Annotated in this window: 20 protein-coding genes; 12 read left to right on the top strand and 8 right to left on the bottom strand. The window is 60.1% G+C overall.

The window, feature by feature from the left end:
* Positions 1–57: 57 nt before the first annotated feature.
* Positions 58–729 carry a hypothetical protein gene (locus AAIL67_RS01475; protein ID WP_343483214.1) on the bottom strand — a complete coding sequence of 224 codons (672 nt, stop codon included), beginning with the start codon at positions 727–729 and terminating at the stop codon, positions 58–60.
* Between the two features lie 90 nt (positions 730–819).
* The gene (mfd, locus tag AAIL67_RS01470; protein WP_034351917.1) at positions 820–4311 is read right to left on the bottom strand and encodes a transcription-repair coupling factor; all 3492 of its coding nucleotides are present in this window, start codon (positions 4309–4311) and stop codon (positions 820–822) included.
* Between the two features lie 276 nt (positions 4312–4587).
* Between mfd and ispD the strand changes: the two genes are divergently transcribed.
* A complete protein-coding gene (gene ispD / locus AAIL67_RS01465; protein ID WP_343483358.1) occupies positions 4588–5355 on the top strand; it encodes a 2-C-methyl-D-erythritol 4-phosphate cytidylyltransferase in 768 nt (255 codons plus the stop codon).
* A 151-nt stretch (positions 5356–5506) separates the two neighbouring features.
* A complete protein-coding gene (ispF, locus tag AAIL67_RS01460) occupies positions 5507–5989 on the top strand; it encodes a 2-C-methyl-D-erythritol 2,4-cyclodiphosphate synthase (protein WP_034377511.1) in 483 nt (160 codons plus the stop codon).
* A gap of 34 nt (positions 5990–6023) precedes the next feature.
* On the opposite strand, the gene AAIL67_RS01455 is transcribed toward ispF, so the two are convergent.
* From AAIL67_RS01455 to ompR, 3 genes are all read right to left on the bottom strand, one after another.
* Entirely contained in the window at positions 6024–6419 is a 396-nt protein-coding gene (locus AAIL67_RS01455) for a GFA family protein (RefSeq protein WP_343483213.1), read from the bottom strand.
* A gap of 60 nt (positions 6420–6479) precedes the next feature.
* Positions 6480–7982: a sensor histidine kinase gene (locus AAIL67_RS01450; RefSeq protein ID WP_034369665.1), complete on the bottom strand. Its 1503-nt coding sequence runs from the start codon at positions 7980–7982 to the stop codon at positions 6480–6482.
* Between the two features lie 188 nt (positions 7983–8170).
* Positions 8171–8902: a two-component system response regulator OmpR gene (gene ompR / locus AAIL67_RS01445; RefSeq protein WP_003055820.1), complete on the bottom strand. Its 732-nt coding sequence runs from the start codon at positions 8900–8902 to the stop codon at positions 8171–8173.
* A gap of 313 nt (positions 8903–9215) precedes the next feature.
* Here ompR and AAIL67_RS01440 point away from each other — a divergent pair, with 313 nt between their 5' ends.
* Positions 9216–9965 (top strand): SIMPL domain-containing protein, encoded by a 750-nt coding sequence (locus AAIL67_RS01440; RefSeq protein WP_034351922.1) that lies wholly within the window; start codon positions 9216–9218, stop codon positions 9963–9965.
* Between the two features lie 144 nt (positions 9966–10109).
* Here the strand turns inward: AAIL67_RS01440 and AAIL67_RS01435 are convergent, their stop codons facing one another.
* The 3 genes from AAIL67_RS01435 to AAIL67_RS01425 all read right to left on the bottom strand — a co-directional run bounded on the left by AAIL67_RS01435 (position 10110) and on the right by AAIL67_RS01425 (position 11725).
* On the bottom strand, positions 10110–10892 hold the full coding sequence (locus AAIL67_RS01435; RefSeq protein ID WP_039048727.1) for a 3-hydroxybutyrate dehydrogenase: 783 nt from the start codon (positions 10890–10892) through the stop codon (positions 10110–10112).
* 24 nt (positions 10893–10916) lie between these two features.
* Entirely contained in the window at positions 10917–11201 is a 285-nt protein-coding gene (locus tag AAIL67_RS01430; protein ID WP_343483210.1) for a hypothetical protein, read from the bottom strand.
* A gap of 236 nt (positions 11202–11437) precedes the next feature.
* Positions 11438–11725: a hypothetical protein gene (locus tag AAIL67_RS01425; RefSeq protein WP_343483209.1), complete on the bottom strand. Its 288-nt coding sequence runs from the start codon at positions 11723–11725 to the stop codon at positions 11438–11440.
* Between the two features lie 154 nt (positions 11726–11879).
* On the opposite strand from AAIL67_RS01425, the gene AAIL67_RS01420 reads away from it, so the two are divergent.
* From AAIL67_RS01420 to AAIL67_RS01380, 9 genes are all read left to right on the top strand, one after another.
* Positions 11880–12191 carry a single-stranded DNA-binding protein gene (locus AAIL67_RS01420; protein WP_343483208.1) on the top strand — a complete coding sequence of 104 codons (312 nt, stop codon included), beginning with the start codon at positions 11880–11882 and terminating at the stop codon, positions 12189–12191.
* Between the two features lie 9 nt (positions 12192–12200).
* The gene (locus tag AAIL67_RS01415; RefSeq protein ID WP_343483207.1) at positions 12201–12392 is read left to right on the top strand and encodes a hypothetical protein; all 192 of its coding nucleotides are present in this window, start codon (positions 12201–12203) and stop codon (positions 12390–12392) included.
* 217 nt (positions 12393–12609) lie between these two features.
* Positions 12610–12732 carry a hypothetical protein gene (locus AAIL67_RS01410; protein ID WP_343483206.1) on the top strand — a complete coding sequence of 41 codons (123 nt, stop codon included), beginning with the start codon at positions 12610–12612 and terminating at the stop codon, positions 12730–12732.
* Positions 12729–12947, top strand: coding sequence for a hypothetical protein (locus tag AAIL67_RS01405; protein ID WP_343483205.1), 219 nt, complete (start codon positions 12729–12731; stop codon positions 12945–12947). Before AAIL67_RS01410 ends, AAIL67_RS01405 begins: the two co-directional genes overlap by 4 nt.
* Positions 12947–14008, top strand: coding sequence for a hypothetical protein (locus AAIL67_RS01400; protein WP_343483204.1), 1062 nt, complete (start codon positions 12947–12949; stop codon positions 14006–14008). The genes AAIL67_RS01405 and AAIL67_RS01400 overlap by 1 nt, the downstream gene beginning before the upstream one ends.
* A 345-nt stretch (positions 14009–14353) precedes the next feature.
* Positions 14354–14575, top strand: a complete 222-nt coding sequence (locus AAIL67_RS01395; protein ID WP_343483203.1) for a hypothetical protein — start codon at positions 14354–14356, stop codon at positions 14573–14575.
* A gap of 93 nt (positions 14576–14668) precedes the next feature.
* Positions 14669–16081, top strand: a complete 1413-nt coding sequence (locus tag AAIL67_RS01390; protein ID WP_343483202.1) for a hypothetical protein — start codon at positions 14669–14671, stop codon at positions 16079–16081.
* On the top strand, positions 16082–16411 hold the full coding sequence (locus AAIL67_RS01385; RefSeq protein WP_301446895.1) for a DUF5455 family protein: 330 nt from the start codon (positions 16082–16084) through the stop codon (positions 16409–16411).
* A gap of 3 nt (positions 16412–16414) precedes the next feature.
* Positions 16415–17287, top strand: a complete 873-nt coding sequence (locus tag AAIL67_RS01380) for a zonular occludens toxin domain-containing protein (protein ID WP_343483201.1) — start codon at positions 16415–16417, stop codon at positions 17285–17287.
* The last annotated feature ends 77 nt before the right edge of the window (positions 17288–17364 follow it).

Here is a 17364-nt window from a genome sequence, read left to right as displayed (position 1 = left end):
GCAGTTGCCGGGAAAGTGGCAGAGCTGAAGTGGCAGAGCTGATGCGCCTCGGCGGCTTCAGCTTTCAGAATTGCCAGGCGGCTGCAGATATATGGCATCCGACCAGGTGGCCACCCAGTGCGGGCGAAAGACTACGAACACCGCCGTCAGCATGCCGGTGGTCACGCCATCGGCCCAGGCCATGAGCCAGCGGGCCATGCGCGAGAGGTCTTCGTTGACATTGGGCAGCACATGGCCTGCCCATTGGCCGACCAGAGATGCAACAAACAGACACAGAACTGTGCCCAAAAAGCCGCGCAAAAGAATGAATACAAAAATGTTGTGCCAGCACCAGCGGCGCACTGCCACACCCCAGAGCATGGCCAGCGTAGCCGGCACCAGACCTTGCCAGACCACCATGCCAAGGGCTTCCTCCAGTCCCAAGCCAGGAGCCAGTGCAAAAGCTATGGCGCCCACCGAGAGCAGCACGGGTACTGCAAGCGGCCAGCCAATCAAAAGTACGACCAGCGGTGCACCAGACCAGCGCAGCTGCAGCGGCATCTGGTGCAGCGCAGGCAGCGCCCAGACCCAGGGCAGCAGCACCACAATGGCCAGCAGCGGCGTGATCAGAGGCGACAGTATCGGGTCATGCATGCCGCCGGGGCCGGCTCGGCTGCCCAGCATGCGCCAGGGGCGGCAGAGCAGGGCCAGCAACAGGGCCAGCAGGGCAATGGCGGCTTCAAGAAACATGGGGGCTACGCAGATCAGGTTCTGCCGCCATCTTGCACTGTCTGCATCGGTAGGGCCTCAATAGCCCTGCTGGCTTTGTCAGCAGCCCTGTCAGGCATGAACGGCAGTTTCGTTCTTGAGCGGCTGACCCAGGCTGCGCAGCACATCGCGCACCATCTGGGCACGGTCCTTGGGGTTCTCCAGTTCTTTTTCGATGCGCAGCTTTTCGTTGCCCGCCAGCTTGATGTGCTTGTTCTTCTGGATCAGGTGAATGATGTTCATGGGATCGATCGGCGGCTGGGGCTTGAAGCTGATGTTGATCACGCCAGGAGCGGCATCGACCTTGACCACGCCATAGGGCTGGCTCAGCACGCGCAGGCGGTGCACGTCGATCAGGGTCTGCGCCTGGGGTGGCAGCTTGCCGAAACGATCCACGATCTCCTCGAGCAGGGTATCGATCTGATCGGCCGTCTTGGCCGTGGCCAGCTTCTTGTAGAACGACAGGCGCAGATGCACGTCGCCGCAGTAGTCGTTGGGCAGCAGGGCCGGGGCATGCAGATTGATGTCGGTGGAGGCCGATAGCGGCGAGAGCAGGTCGGGCTCCTTGCCGGCCTTGAGGCTGCGCACGGCTTCGGACAGCATCTCGTTATAGAGCTGAAAGCCCACTTCCATCATATTGCCGCTCTGGTTTTCGCCCAGCACCTCGCCGGCGCCACGGATTTCCAGGTCGTGCATGGCCAGATAGAAGCCAGAACCCAGCTCCTCCATCTGCTGGATGGCCTCCAGTCGCTGCTGGGCCTGTTTGGTCAGGCCGTCCAGGTCCGGCACCATCAGATAGGCATAGGCCTGATGGTGGCTGCGTCCCACGCGGCCACGCAGCTGGTGCAGCTGGGCCAGACCGAACTTGTCGGCGCGGCTGATGAGAATGGTGTTGGCCGATGGCACGTCGATGCCGGTCTCGATGATGGTCGAGCACAGCAATATGTTGTAGCGCTGGGCCACGAAATCGCGCATCACACGCTCCAGCTCGCGCTCGGGCATCTGGCCGTGGGCCACGGCGATGCGGGCCTCGGGCAGGATTTCCTCCAGCTTTTGCTTGCGGTTCTCTATGGTCTCGACCTCGTTGTGCAGGAAGTAGATCTGTCCGCCCCGCTTGAGCTCGCGCAGCACGGCTTCGCGAATCACGCCCGTGCCCTCGTTGCGCACAAAGGTCTTGATGGCCAGGCGCCGCTGCGGCGCCGTGGCAATCACCGACAGATCGCGCAGCCCCTCCAGCGCCATGCCCATGGTGCGCGGAATCGGGGTGGCCGTCAGTGTCAGCACATCGACCTCGGCACGCATGGCCTTCATGGCCTCCTTGTGGCGCACGCCAAAGCGGTGTTCCTCGTCGATGATGAGCAGGCCCAGGTTCTTGAACTGCGTGGATTCGGACAGCAGCTTGTGCGTGCCGACCACGATATCCACCGTACCGTCCGAGATGCCCTTGATGGCCGCCGTGATCTCCTTGCCCGAGCGGAAGCGCGACACCTCGGCCACCTTGATCGGCCATTTGGAGAAGCGGTCCACCAGAGTCTGGTAATGCTGCTCGGCCAGAAGCGTGGTGGGGGCGAGGAAGGCGACCTGCTTGCCGCCCATGGCCGCCACAAAGGCCGCACGCAGCGCGACCTCGGTCTTGCCGAAGCCCACATCGCCACAGACCAGACGGTCCATGGGCTGGGGGCTGATCATGTCCTGCACCACGGCGTGGATGGCGGCGCGCTGGTCGGCCGTTTCCTCGAAGCCGAAGTCGGCCACAAACTGCTCGTAGTCGGCCGTGGGGAAGCGGAAGGCATGGCCCTGGCGCGCGGCGCGGCGGGCGTAGATATTGAGCAGCTCGGCGGCCGAGTCGCGCACCTGTTCGGCGGCCTTGCGCTTGGCTTTTTCCCATTGCGTGCCGCCCAGCTTGTGCAGCGGCGCGTCGTCGGGCGAGACGCCGGTGTAGCGGCTGATCAGGTGCAGCTGGCTGACGGGTACATAGAGCACGGCATCGGCCGCATATTCCAGATGCAGAAATTCCTGCAGCGCGGGCGTGCCGTCCGGGTTCTTCTGGCCCATGTCCATATTGATCAGCCCGCGATAGCGGCCTATGCCGTGGTCGGCATGAACGATGGGGTCGCCCACCTTGAGCTCGGACAGGTCCTTGATCAGGGCCTCCACATCGCTGACCTGCTCCTGGCGGCGGCGACGGCGGCCTGTGGGGCTGCTGGCGAACAGCTCGGTTTCGGTGACGAAGTCCAGGCCTTCCTCGACCCAGGCAAAGCCCGTCATCAGGCTGGAGGTGGCGATGCCGACCTTTTCCGTGGCATCGGCCTGGAACTCGGCCAGCGAATCGAACACGGGCGGGTTGACACCCGAGGCACGGAAAAAGTCGAGCAGGCTCTCGCGCCTGCCATCGGATTCGGCCAGAAGCAAGACCCGGCTTGCGCTGGATGCTATATGTTTTTGCAGCTTGGCCAGCGGGTCATCGGCTCCGCGCAGCACGGAAAGGTCTTCGAGCTTCTGGAAGATGGCGCTGTCGGCCACATCTTCGGTGCCCGGGCGCAAGGCCAGCTGGGCATGCTCCTTGCTGCGGGTATAGAACTGGTCGGCGCTGAGAAACAGCGTCTCGGGCGGCAGCGCCGGGTGGTCGGGGTCGCCCTGCACCAGGCGGTAGCGGTCCTTGGTATCCTGCCAGAAGCGCTGGAAGGCCGGCTCCAGATCCCCATGCAGCACCACGGTGGCCTCATCGCCCAGATAGTCGAAGACCGTGGCCGTCTCGTCAAAGAACAGCGGCAGGTAGTACTCGATGCCGGCCGTGGCAATGCCGGCACCCATGTCTTTGTAGATGCGGCTGCGCGTGGGGTCGCCTTCTAGCAGCTCGCGCCAGCGGCTGCGGAACTTGGCGCGCGCCTCTTCGTCCATAGGGAATTCGCGGCCTGGCAGCAGGCGCACTTCGGGTACGGGGTAGAGGCTGCGTTGCGTGTCGGGGTCGAAGGTGCGGATGGAGTCGATCTCGTCGTCGAACAGATCCACGCGGTAGGGCTGGAGCGAGCCCATGGGGAACAGATCGATCAGGCCGCCGCGCACCGCGTATTCGCCATGGCTGACCACCTGGGACACATGCTGGTAGCCCGCCAGCGTGAGCTGGGCCTTGAGCTTGGCCTCGTCCAGCTTCTGGCCCTGCTTGAATTCAAAGGTATAGCCCGCCAGAAACGAGGGCGGGGCCAGGCGATAGAGGGCCGTGGTGGCGGGCACGATGACCACATCGGCGCCATGCTGCTTGTCGCGCTGGTTGATGCGCCACAGTGTGGCCAGGCGCTCGCTGATCAGATCCTGGTGCGGCGAGAAGCTGTCGTAGGGCAGGGTTTCCCAGTCGGGAAACAATGCACAGCGCAGCTCGGGGGCGAAGAAGGCCATCTCTTCCATGAGACGGTGGGCGTCGGCGGCATCGGCCGTGACGATGGCAGTGACCCGGCCGTCTTGCTTTTCGCGCTCGCCTAGCCTGGCCAGCAGCAGCGCGTCGGCGCTGCCAACTGGACGGGGCAGGTGAAAGCGTTTACCGGGGGTGAGCTTAGGCAGTTGCATGGTTTTTCACAGACGAACGCAGGCAGCGGCGCGCAGGCGCGGGCTGGATGCAAAAAAACGGGGACAGATTGAAAGCGGGCGAGTCCGGCCATCAAAGGCAGGGCTCACAGCCCAATCAGCGCGTAGCTGATGGTTGGCGGCGCATTCACTCAAAATGGGGACACCTCAAGGCGATGCAAGCCGAAAGCAGGTCGTCGATGGATCTCACGGGCTTTCGGACGAAATGGTGATTTTAAAATACTGTGCATGACAGATCGGTTTTTCTCGCCTGAGTCCATGACGGACGATAAGGCAAACGCTGCGGCGGCTTCATCGCCTGCATCTGCGCCCCGCTGCTGGGGGCTGATTCCCTGCGCGGGCGTCGGTCTGCGCGCCATTGCCGCAGACTCCCCGGCCCCCGAGCTGCCCAAGCAATATCAGATAGTTGCCGGCCAGCCCATGGTCATGCACACGCTGGACGCCATGTTGGCGGTGCAGCGCATCCACCGTGTGCTGCTGGTGGTCTCTGCTTCCGATGGCTTCTGGCAGGAGCGCGCCACGGACGCCCGGCTCGGCATTGCTGCCTGTGGCGGAGCCACCCGTGCCGAGACCGTGAGCAACGGCCTGCAGGAGTTGCTGCGCATGGGAGCCAGCGCCGAGGACTGGGTGCTGGTGCATGATGCGGCGCGCTGTCTGGTCGCATCGGCGCAGGTCAATGCCTTGATCGATGCCTGCCTGCCCGATGCCGTGGGCGGGCTGCTGGCGCTGAAGCTGCCCGACACGCTCAAGCAGCAGGCCGCTGGTGCAGGCCCGGCGCGTGTGGCGCAGACGGTGGAGCGCAGCGACAAATGGCTGGCTCAGACGCCGCAGATGTTCCGCATCGCTGCCTTGCAGGCGGCGCTGCAGGCGGCGGGCGCTGCCGTGACCGACGAAGCCAGCGCCATGGAACTGGCCGGTCACTCACCGAGACTGGTGCCGGGCGGTGCGCAGAACTTCAAGGTGACCTACCCCGACGACTTCGCACTGGCCGAGGCCGTGCTGCTGCAGCGCAAGGCGCGTGGCTAGACGGATTCGCCATGACAGGGCTTGACGCACACCAGAGCGCACAGTGGACATTGCCCTCGGCAGAATGCCGTGCCCGACCCAGGTCTGCGCAGATAGTATTTAATTTGATAGCTTCTTGCGCTTTGTGAGCAAGGGTTTGACAAGGATTTTCATGAATTTTCGTATTGGTGAGGGCTGGGATGTCCATGCCCTGGTTCCCGGGCGCAAGCTGATTCTCGGCGGTGTCGAAGTGCCTCACAGCTTGGGCTTGCTCGGTCATTCGGATGCCGACGTGCTGCTGCATGCCATCACCGATGCCTTGTTCGGCGCCGCGGCGCTGGGCGATATCGGTCGCCATTTTTCGGATACCGACGCGCAGTTCAAGGGGGCGGACTCCGCCGTGCTGCTGGCCGAAGCGGCCAGACGCGTGCGCGCCAAGGGCTTCGAGATCGGCAATATCGACAGCACCATCGTGGCCCAGGCGCCCAAGCTGGCGCCCCATATCGAGAAGATGCGCGAGCGCATTGCCCAGGTGCTGGGGCTGGATGTGGAGCAGGTCAACGTCAAGGCCAAGACGGCCGAGAAGCTGGGGCCAGTGGGTCAGCAGCAGGCCATGGAGGCTCGTGCCGTGGCCTTGCTGGTACGGACCGCCTAGCCACGTTCGGCGCAATGGCCGCTGCGAAAACCGGTCACGAATCGCTGTAGAGTGCCTGCACCTCGGCCCCGGTCAGGGTCGGGGTGTCATTGGCCAGCGCGTAATAGTCGGGCTTCTCGTCGATATAGATCTGCTGTGCCAGTGTCAGTCCCTGGACATCCTGAAACATCCCGGCCGACAGAAAATGCTCGTTGCTTGCCAGCAGGCGGTAGAAGAGGTGGGTGCCGCAGCTGCTGCAGAAGACACGCTCGGCCCACGGCGAGGAGGCATAGCGCGTGACGGGGCCGCAGGTCTGCACCGCCGTGCCGCCATGCAGGGTGAAGGCTGGGCCTTCTCCCCAGCGCCGGCACATGCTGCAGTGGCAGACGTGAACTTCGTGGGTTTCGGGCGCGGTGACGAGAACGGCTTTGCACAGGCATCGGGCTTGCATGGTGAGCTCTCCGGCAGATGGTTGAAAGGCGATGCCGATTGTGCAATGAGGTGGGCAGATTCAGTCTTGCCCGACCTCATCGTCTTTCTTGTCGCGCGGCAGGTTGCGCTTGACCTGGGGGCGCTGCAGGCGCTGTTCGGGCGCCGCACCGGCCGTCACACCCATGGCGCGCTGCAACTGCAGATGGGCGACCAGGCCGCCTGTCGATGAATTGGACAGGGCAAACATGCCGCCCATGCGCTGCACCGTCTTGTCCACGATGGACAGACCCAGGCCTGCGCCTGCGGCCGCCGTGCGCGCCGTGTCGCCGCGGAAGAAGGGCTGGGTCAGATTGGCCAGTTGCTCGGCCGGAACGCCCTTGCCATGGTCGCGGATGCGGATGACCACCCATTTTTCGCTTTCCTTGGCAACCACATCCACCTCGGTGGTATCGGTCGATGGGGTCTTGCCATAGCGGCGTGCATTCTCAAAGAGGTTGGAGATGACGCGTGCCAGCTCCACCTCATCGGCCATGACGTAGAGGTCTTCGGGCACGTTCATGGTGATCTGCAGTTCGCGGTGGTCCTGCACGGCATAGACGCAGGAGGCAACCACGGCGTGCAGATCCACGGGGCTGAGCATGACGCGATGATCGGGGCGGGCGTAATCCAGGAACTTGTCGATGGTGGCATCCAGTTGAACGATGTCGGCCACCATATGCTCGCGCGCCACATCGTCATAGACGCTCATCTCGGTCTCCAGACGCAGCCGCGCTAGCGGCGTGCGCAGGTCGTGGGAGATGCCGGCCAGCATCACGGCGCGGTCCTGCTCCAGCTTGGCCAGCTTCTGCGCCATGCGGTTGAAGCCGATATTGACTTCGCGGATTTCGCTGGTCACGGCTTCCTCGTCGAGCTGGCTGGCGTCGAAGTCGCCCTCCCGCACGCGATTGGCTGCATAGGACAGTTGCTTGAGCGGCCGGTTGATCAGGCGGGCGATGGCGGCCGCACCGATGAGCGAGAGCAGGGCGGCCGTGATCAGCCAGATCAGCCAGGTCTGGCCGCTGGCGGGAGTGAAGCGCGACTGGTCCATCAGCATCCAGTTGCGGTCGCCGTTGATGGTGAAGCCCACCCACAGGCCGGGCTCTCCGTTGACGCTGCGCGCCACCACGGTGCCGTAGCCCAGGCGGGTGGTCAGCTCCTCGGTCAGCTTCTGGCCAAGGGCGTTTTGCTCCAGCAGCTCGAAGGAGTCGCCGGGCTCGCGGGGCAGAATGCGCACGCCTTCCTGGTCGGCCATGGTCTTGATCAGGGAGACGCGGTTGATCGCGTCCGAATGCTCGAGGGCAGCGCGGCTCAGGTTGACCAAAGAGGCCACTTGCTTGGCCGTTTGCAGCGTGCGCGGCTCGAAATCCAGTGCCCGCAGTGTCTGCAGCCAGGCCAGAATGCTGCCCACCAGCAGCAGGGCCAGCAGGCAGAAAGTGCGCCAGAACAGGTTCAGCCCCACAGGAGAGCGAGCTGTGCTGCGCCGCTCGTACTCCAGAGGTACGGGGCTGGTGGCGTCGGGCGGCGGATGGTGAAAAGCGCTCATGAACAGCAATGCGGAAATAACTGGACCCGAGGGTACGCCCAATATGGGCGACGCGGGTTACGGTTTGTCCAAAAAGTGTCTATCTACTGGTGGTTGTTGAAAGAGCTTGACTTAGGGGCCCTATGGACCGGTACCCAAGCGCAACAAGCCGCGCAGCGGGCGGCTTGTTGCGATGGAGGCGGGCAGAATCAGTTCATGCCATCGGGTACGAACACATAGCCCACGCCCCAGACGGTCTGGATATAGCGTGGTGCGGCAGCGTCTTCCTCGATCAGCTTGCGCAGGCGGGAAACCTGCACGTCCAGGCTGCGGTCGAACGGCTCGAATTCGCGGCCACGGGCCAGCAGGGCCAGCTTTTCGCGCGACAGAGGCTGGCGCGGGTGGCGCACCAGGGCCTTGAGCATGGCGAATTCGCCGGTGGTGAGTGGCAACTCCTCGCCATTCTTTTGCAGCACGCGAGTGCCCAGGTCGAAGGTGAAGGGGCCAAAGGTCACCACCTCGTTGTCGCCCGAAGGCGCGCCCGGTGCTTCCTGGGGCGGGCGGCGGCGCAGCACGGCATGGATGCGGGCCAGCAGCTCGCGGGGGTTGAAGGGCTTGCCCAGATAGTCGTCGGCGCCCACTTCCAGGCCCACGATGCGGTCCACATCCTCGCCCTTGGCGGTCAGCATGATGATGGGAGTGCGGTCGTTGGCGGAGCGCAGGCGGCGGCAAATGGACAGGCCATCCTCGCCGGGCATCATCAGATCCAGCACGATCAGGTCGACAGTCTCGCGCAGCAGGATGCGGTTGAGCGCCTTGCCGTCCTCGGCAATCATGATCTCGAAGCCTTCCTGCGTCAGATAGCGGCGCAGCAGGTCGCGGATGCGTGCATCGTCATCCACCACGAGGATCTTGTCAGTACGGTTGTTCGTCGTTGCCATGATCGTCCTTGTCGATTTATTTGTAACTGGCCCATTGTTATCGCTAGATCAAAAAAATCCAGCAAAACAAGGTCAAGTCTTGCTACTTGTTACGATTGTTGCGTTTATTAATGGAACAATAAATGTTTCATGAGGAACTTTTCAAGAGTATTTTGCACTATTGTTTCAGTGTTTGTTCTGTTGGTGTGTCGAATGTGGAGTATTTGTACATAAAGTCACACTCTGGGCTGACATGCTGCGCTGCAGCGACTTTGCGCAATGGTGAAATGCATGTGTATCTGCATGGCCTGATTTACTTACAAGGGTGAACCGCATGAATCAATTTTCCAAGTCTTCCTCTTCCTCTCGCGCCGCGGCTGCCGCACTTGCGCTGGCTGCGGCCTGCGCTGGCGGCAATGTATGGGCCCAGGGCGCCGCGCGTGACATGCATAGACCTGCCAATGTGGTGCAGCTGTCGGCTCAGGGAACCGTGGAGGTCAAGCAGGACTGGATGACGGCAACCCTGTCGGCCAGCAAGGATGGCCGCGATGCCGCGTCCGTTCAGTCCCAGCTGCAAAAGATCGTGGAGTCCGCCATGACCACGCTGCGTAACGATGCGCAAGGTCGGCAGATGGAATTGAGCACCGGTAATTTCTCCATCTCGCCGCGTTATGGCAACAATGGCAAGATCGAAGGCTGGCAGGGCCAAGCAGAGATAGTGCTGCAGGGGCGCGACTTCGTGCGCATCACTCAGGCAGCGGCCAAGGTGCAGGACATGACGCTGGCCAGCATGAGCTTCGGCCTCTCGCGCGAAGCACGGGAAAAGGTGGAGGGCGAAGCCCAGGCCAAGGCGATCGAGAGCTTCCGCCAGCGTGCTGCGGCCATCTCCAAGAGCTTCGGTTTTGCGGGCTACAGCCTGCGCGAGGTCAATGTGAGCAGCAGCGGCGGCGGCGGGCATCCCATGCCTCGCCCGCGCATGATGAGCATGGCCAAGGCCAGCTATGCGGATGCCGCGCCCGTGCCGGTGGAGGCGGATCGCACCGAGGTGACGGTCAGCGTCGGTGGCTCGATTCAGATGCAGTGATCGGATCCGCGCGGCGTGTATAAAAAAGGAGCAGCTTGCGCTGCTCCTTTTTGATTTTCATCATGATTTGATGCTGAATATATTTTCTGGCAAGCGCTAGATGCTATCTAATTGATAGACGCATGCGCTGGAGCCGAGCGGCTTTTATTGTGCGGCCCAGCCGCCGTCCATATTCCATGCCACGCCGCGCACATTGTTGGCCGCGGCCGAGCAGAAGAAGACGGCCAGCTCGCCTAGCTCTTCGGGCGTGGTGAACTGCATCGAAGGCTCCTTCTCTCCCAGCAGCTGCCTGGTGGCGTCTTCATTGCTGATGCCTTGGGCGGCAGCCTTCGCGTCCACCTGCTTTTGTACCAGCGGCGTGAGCACCCAGCCGGGGCAGATGGCGTTGCAGGTCACGCCGGTGGTGGCGTTTTCCAGCGCCGTCACCTTGGTCAGGCCGACGATGCCGTGCTTGGCGGCGACATAGGCCGATTTTTCGGCCGAGCCGACCAGCCCGTGTACCGAGGCCACATTGATGATGCGGCCCCAGTTGGCCTGCTGCATGGCGGGCAGGGCCAGGCGCGTGGTGTGGAAGGCGCTGCTCAGGTTGATGGCGAGGATGGCATCCCACTTCTCCACGGGGAAGTCCTGCACCTTGGCTACATGCTGAATGCCGGCGTTGTTGACCAGGATGTCGACGCGGCCGAATTCGGCGGCGGCGTATTTCATCATGGCTTCAATGTCGGCGGCCTTGCTCATGTCCGCTCCGTGGTAGCCGACTTCGATACCGGCTGCTTTGCCGGCATCAAGCACCTGGGCGCGTGGTGCTTCGACATCGCCAAAGCCGTTGAGCACGATATTGGCACCCTGGCGTGCCAGAGCGATTGCGATACCTAGGCCGATTCCGCTGGTCGATCCCGTCACGAGAGCGGTTTTGCCTTTCAACATGGACATACAAGGTCTCCGAATGAATTACGAACGGTTGGGGAATGCGTCAAGCATAGCCTGAAGCATTTGTTTGGCACCTTTTTGGATTTCGTCCTGATCGTCTAAGTCTTCGCTGAATGCTTCGAGGATCGCCCGTGTTGGGTCTTGCCCTGCTATCTCGGCTAGGCGGGCCCTGGTTCGTGCATTGCAGTGCCGTTTTCCTTGCTTCATCTGGGTGAGGTTCCCTGCAGGAATTTCCAGCATTACGCCTAGCTTTCTCAGACTTCCGGCTTTCGTTGCCGCTTCTTCAATCAGGGTTTGTGTACTCATAGCGCGTTGATCCTGATAACAAAAATGGTTGGCTTCTGTTATCACTTATGATATTGTTATCACAAGTGATATCGTTTTCACATTTGATAGTTTGCCCCATGTCGGGGTGTTTCTTCAAATGTGTGTTTGGAGCGGCCATGTCTTACAACTCTTCCCCGAATAACGTCCCTAGCACCGCTCAAGGTGCTGCCGAAAGCTTGGCCGCTCCAGGCGGCACTGGTGCTTGGGGCACCAACTCAAGGCTGGCGATAGGTCGCATCAAAGCCATCGATCAGTCCGCCATCCTCGTCCAATTCCTCCGTGAATCGAAGCTTGCTAAGACGGTCGGAGAGGGTCAGCAACTGATCAAAGCTGTCCATGATCACCTTGCGGTAAACGATTCCATCAGCGTTGCGGATTCCGGCTGTGTAAGTGCTGTCGGTCTCACCAAGAGCGCGTTTGAACGTGGCTTCAATCGCGTCAATGACTTTGCTGTCATTGCTGGGAATCGTGGTCTCTGGGATCAGGCTGGTGGTCTTGCTCATGAAGGTTTGACTCCCGCGCATCAGCGCGTATTTCGGTACGTCGCACTTTACCTGCGTAAGCAGGTTGAGCGTCAAAGCGTCCTTGCCTGATTTCACTTCTCACCCTCGCGGGCGGGGGTGACAAGTGCAATCCAGCACTGTTCAGGAGCGATCAATGATCAAAATTTCGGTGACGTCGACCGATACCCGCAACATGCGCGGCAATGGCAAAGCCTCCGGCAAGCCATACGACCTCTACTTCCAGACGGCATACGTGCACACGTTTGACCGCACCGGGAAGCTCAATCCGTACCCCGAGAAGACAGAAATCATCCTGGACAAGGATGAGCAAGGTAACCCGCTGGTCTATCCGGCTGGCGACTACATCCTTGCGCCCAGCTCTATCGAGGTTTCCCGCAACGGCGATATCACCGTGCGTCCTCGGCTGGTCAAGCCGCAAGCCACTCCTAAGCCTGCGCAGGTCTAAGGGGCTGCCATGGAAACCGCAGCACGCGAGGCCATGGCTCAAGGGGCGCTTCTGGCGCTCCTTTTTGCATGGAACGAACACCAGCCCCCGGGCGCAAAAGCAGACCGCGTGACGGTCACTCTGCACATTGATGACGGTGTTACCTACAGCCAGGTTTCGTACTGGGCCGGTGACCATGAAATCGGCGGGGAGGGCTTCTGATGGCTGCCGATTTCTTCGTGACGGACGGCCCTCGCGTTGTTCCTGCTGAGTACCAAGCTTGGCAAGCCGCGCGTGACAACTGGTGTGTGTGTGTCCGGCGTGCTTTGGACTGCGAAGGGTCGGAGTCTGAGCGTTTGGGCAGTGTGGCTATTGCTGCGAAGGCCGAGGCAGACCGTCTTGAGCAGATCGCTCGTGATGCGTTCTGGAGGGCTTTCTGATGAGCGCCCTTGATCTCGCTTTTGCGTTGCTGGGCCTGGGGATGGTCGCCTGCAATTCATTTGTTGGCTTCTGCTTTGTGGCCTTTCTCTGGGTCATCACTCGTTTTCCGGTGGTCGCATGAGTGAGATTGGCCGTACTGCTCCCGTGCCTGACCGGCTCAAGTTTGCCCCCAGCAACGGGGCGCAATACCTCGACTATCTGCGCGCTCGCGCTCATGAGCTGGACTTCCCGCCAGCTCGTAAAAACCTCCCGCCCGACTACGACCAGCAGTGCTACCAAGCGCACTGCGCTTTGCGTCGTCATGCGGTGTACCTGATCGAAGTGGGGGTGCGCTGATGATTGATCGACGTGATCTCATTCGACGTGCTGCTGCGCTTCCTCCAGACAAAGATCAATTCAACTTTGATCAGTCGAAATTCGAGCCCTGGGCGCACGTCGAATACAAGGGCGTGTCTCCGCGCATGGCGGCTGCTCGTGCGCGCTACGTGGCCCGTTCTGAGGCTAATGCGCGCGTCCAGCATGCACGCATGGCCGCGTTGCTGGGCGAGGCGCAGGCAGCGCGCGAAGCGCGCGGGCTTGTCTCACTATCAACAACTTGCAAGAGTGGAAATTCAGGTCTTTCGGCTGTTGATTTCTTGGCTCAAGAGAGCATAGAGATTGACCGCCAAAAGGCCCGCATTACCCGCATGCAAAAGAGCGTCGGTATCTCGGCTAAAGCCCTGCACAACCTGGGCAAGAAAAACCAACGCGTCTGGATGCTCACGCTGACGTATCGCGGCACAAACCGCGATTGGAGAGCAGAGCACATCAGCCGCTATCTCGATGGCCTGCGCAAGTGGCACTACAGCCGCACCGGTTGCAAGAAGGTTCGCTATGTCTGGGTCGCTGAGCTGCAAAAGCGCGGCGTCATCCATTACCACGTGTGCGTCTGGCTGGACAACGGCCTGACCCCTCCGAAGCCCGATAGCGCCTGGAAGAAGAAGGGCGCATTTCAAGCTCCCATGTGGACTCACGGCATGTCGAACCGGGTACGCGCAACACATCCCGTTGCGTACCTCATGAAGTACGCCAGCAAAGGCACATCAGAAGGGAAGTTTCCGCATGGCGCTCGCATCAGTGGTGTTGGTGGGCTTGATGAAGTTGGCCGTGGTTGCCGTCGCTGGGTTCTGTGGCCTGCGTATGTGCAGGGCAATGCTTCGATCAGGGACAAGTTCAGACCTGCGCCGGGAGGCGGCTACCTCAATGCTGAGACGGGCGAACTCCTACGGTCTGAGTTCGTACCAACGGGCGGCGGTTTCACGCGATTTGTGCGCGTGCGAACGACTCCCAGAAGCATTGAAAACACCGGTGGCCCCTTTAGCTGGCTATCGGACAAGCCGGGGGTGATTCATGCGTGATTTGTTGCTGTGGCTTGCGCTTTGCGTTGTGGTGACTGGCTGCGCGTCACTGGCGCCTGAGCCTGAATGGGTGCAGGCAGTAAGTGGGAGGTTCTGGTGATGGAAATGCAAACGTTTATTGAGCTGTTTGCGGTGTGCTCGTTCTTCTTTGCGTTTGTGCTTGGCTACAGGCAGGGGAGGGTCGGCTGATGCTGATTTCGCTCTATCTCGGTGGCCTCGTGACCTGCTATTGGGGCGGCTTCAAAGCAGGGTACGTGGTCAAGATCATCAATCAAATGGGCAATTCTGCCTAAGCGCTTGCCGGTCGCTTTACCGGTTTTGAAGGGGGTTCTTATGAACGCTGCTATGTCTATTCGCAATCGTTTTGTCCTGGTCGCCTTGGCCCTGGCGTCTGCTGCTGCTTCTGCTGCAGATGCTGCTACTCCTGAAGCAGGCATTGCTCAGGGGCTGGCATCGCTGTTGCTCATCGTCGCTGCGGGCGGTGCGGCTTACATCACGCTGTCTCTGGCCGGCGTGGGCTGGAACGTCGGAGCGAAGTTCATCAAGCGCCTGGGCAGCAAGGCCTAAAGGTAGTGGCGCTCTGCTGCCCCTGCGTAGCGGGGGCGGCAGGGTGCCACATACGTTTTCGATTTATCAATTTAGGTGTGTAAACGGCCCGCCATGTCCAGACTGCTTTTGCGCTTCTGCTTCGCGATTTTGGCGCTGTCTGCGGCCACGCTTTCTCATGCATTCCCTGCAAAGCATGGCGACATGTGGGGCAGCTCGATGGACAAGCTCTATCCGACTGCTCAAGCTGCCTGTGACGCAATAATGCCGGGCTTAAAGCAAGTTCAGTCTAGTTCTAATTATTGGTTCTGCGCTTCTTCTCTTGACCCACTAATCGCAAATTACGGAGTCTATTTATTTAAAGGGTACTCTTGCCCCGCTAATGCTTCACTAGCTGGTACTGATTGTGGATGTAATAGCGGTTTTAAAGAGGAGAATGGCCAATGCGTTGAAACTCTTACTCTTGATCAGGCGTGCGGAGCGGCTTTTTACGGAAATACAAATTGGGCGGAGCCTGTTAGGTTGGAGGGTAATGTCTCGGATGGCACATATTGTCAGCCCATGGGAGATTCGATAAAGGCAGGCCTTGCTTGCGCCATGAATTTCCAAAAGAACATGGCATGGAAAACCGACGATGGAGCTTGGCACTCTGAGGGGGTTCTACAGCCTCAAATGATCGGTGGCCGTTTCCAAGGCTGTGTGCCTGGGCTTGAGCCTACTGAAGGGCCGCCAGATCCGGCCAAGCCTCCCGAAGTCCCTAAGAAACAGGATAAGACCTGCCCAAATGGCTATCAGGGTCAAGTAGGTGGCGAGACAAAGTGCGTCCCAAGCTATGGCTATAACGGCGTTGATTTCGCACCTAAGACCACGGTAAAAGACAACGATAAAACGCGCACTGAGACAACAACTAAAACGGAGTGTGCGTCGGGTAAATGCACTACCACCGTCACTGAAAAGGTGACGGACAAGGCTACTGGCAGCAGCACGACAAGCTCAAGCTCTACCACTGAGGTTGACCGAGATTGGTGCGCAAAGGCGGAGAACAAAGATAAATGTGCGGAGAACGGGAAACCGCCATATGTGGGGCAGGGGACGGGTTCCTCTGGAGGAGGCGGCGGTGATGGCGATGGTGAAGACAAAGGCGGTCGCTGCGGGGCTAAGGGGCAGCCACCTTGCAAAATCGATGAAACAGGAACCCCGGACGGTGAGGGTAAATTCGATTCATTGATGGACAAAATAGCCCAAGATCACCAGCAGAGAATAGACGCCTTGGATGGCATTAAAAATACAGGTGATAAAGACACCTCTATGGGGTTTTCTGGTGGTTTTCAGTGGCTCCAACATAAAACCTGTATGCCTTGGAATTTAGGTTCAATTCCTATCATGTCAGAGAGCATTGATATAGACGTCAACATTTGTGCAATTGAGCCATATATAGCTCCTGTGATGAATTTCCTGTGGATTCTCGGAACATTGTTTGCGACGGTTTATAGAGTTTCGTCCGTTATGGGTGCAAAGGTGGAATAAATGCCATTAATAGGTGGTCTGCTCTCTAACCTCTTTGTTGGCCTAGTTAACTGGTTTGCTCAGTATCTGGGGCGAAAACTGGCCTTCGGCGTGTCTGCAGTGGCTGCGATGACGGCTCTCACTGCTGCCTTGTTCGTCTTCATGCGTGGCGTTGTAGGCCCGCTGTTGTCGCAGCTGGACGGCACAAGCGGCATCTTCATGGATGCGCTGCAGATGGCCGTGCCTATCGTTGCGCCGGCGTGTTTGAGCACCTATGTCACGGTGTGGACGGCTTGTACGGTCTACACATGGCAGCGTGATTTGATCCACCTCTTTGCGAAGGCGGGGTAAGCCATGCCTGTTTATGTGGTGCAGGGAAAGCTAGGCACTGGCAAGGGCAAGTACTGCATGCTCAAGATGCACGATGCCTTGCTTGATGGCAGGAGGGTTGCAACAAACTTTGATCTGTTCTTGGACGGACTGATGCCATCAAAGAGCAAGGTCACAGCAGTGCGAGTGCCTGACAAGCCGACGGCTCAAGACCTTGACGACATAGGCCCCGGCAACCCTGAAGACCGCTTCAATGAAGAGCGTAACGGCGTCCTGGTGCTCGATGAATTGGGGAGCTGGCTTAACTCGCGCGGCTTCAATTCTCCAGAGCGCGCAGCTCTTCTGGATTGGCTCATTCATGCCCGTAAGAAGGGCTGGGATGTGTACCTTGTTGTCCAGAGCATTGACATGATCGACAAGCAAGTCCGCGTGGGCCTCGCTGAATATCAGGTGCGTCTGATTCGCGCCGACAAGATCAAGCTCCCTATCGTTGGCAGCTTTCTCGGAAAGCGTGGTCGCCTTCCAAGGCTCCATATCGCTAACGTCAGCCTGACCGATGTGCCAGGCGTAACCATTGATCGCGAATGGTTCAAAGGTGAGTATCTGCACAAGGGCTACGACACATTGCAGATCTTCCGAGATTGGGTGCGCAACCCGGTGGATGAACGATTTAAGGGCGAGCTCTACGGCGGCCCATACAGCATGTTGAGTGCGTGGCATCTCAAGGGCCGATATGAAGCGCCAGAGGCTCGTGTGGGCCTGTTCCAGCGCCTGTTTGGCAGTAAGCGCGAAAAGCCGGTACCGAAGCCGCGCCTTGCTGCTGTGGAGCTTTGCGCAAAGCTGCCGCCCGATGAGGCCTGGGCGCTTGCTCGTCGCTATGTGCAAGGGGGTGTGTGATGTGGTTGCTGTTTATCGCGTGGCTGATCGGTGTTTGTGTCTGTCTGTCGGTTGTAAACAAGCTCTGGGCCGATGGT

This window comes from Comamonas sp. A7-5 (assembly GCF_039581385.1).
GTDB lineage: Bacteria > Pseudomonadota > Gammaproteobacteria > Burkholderiales > Burkholderiaceae_C > Comamonas > Comamonas thiooxydans.
The sequence above is the reverse complement of the archived record's forward strand: the minus strand, read 5'-3'. Positions and strand labels throughout refer to the sequence as shown.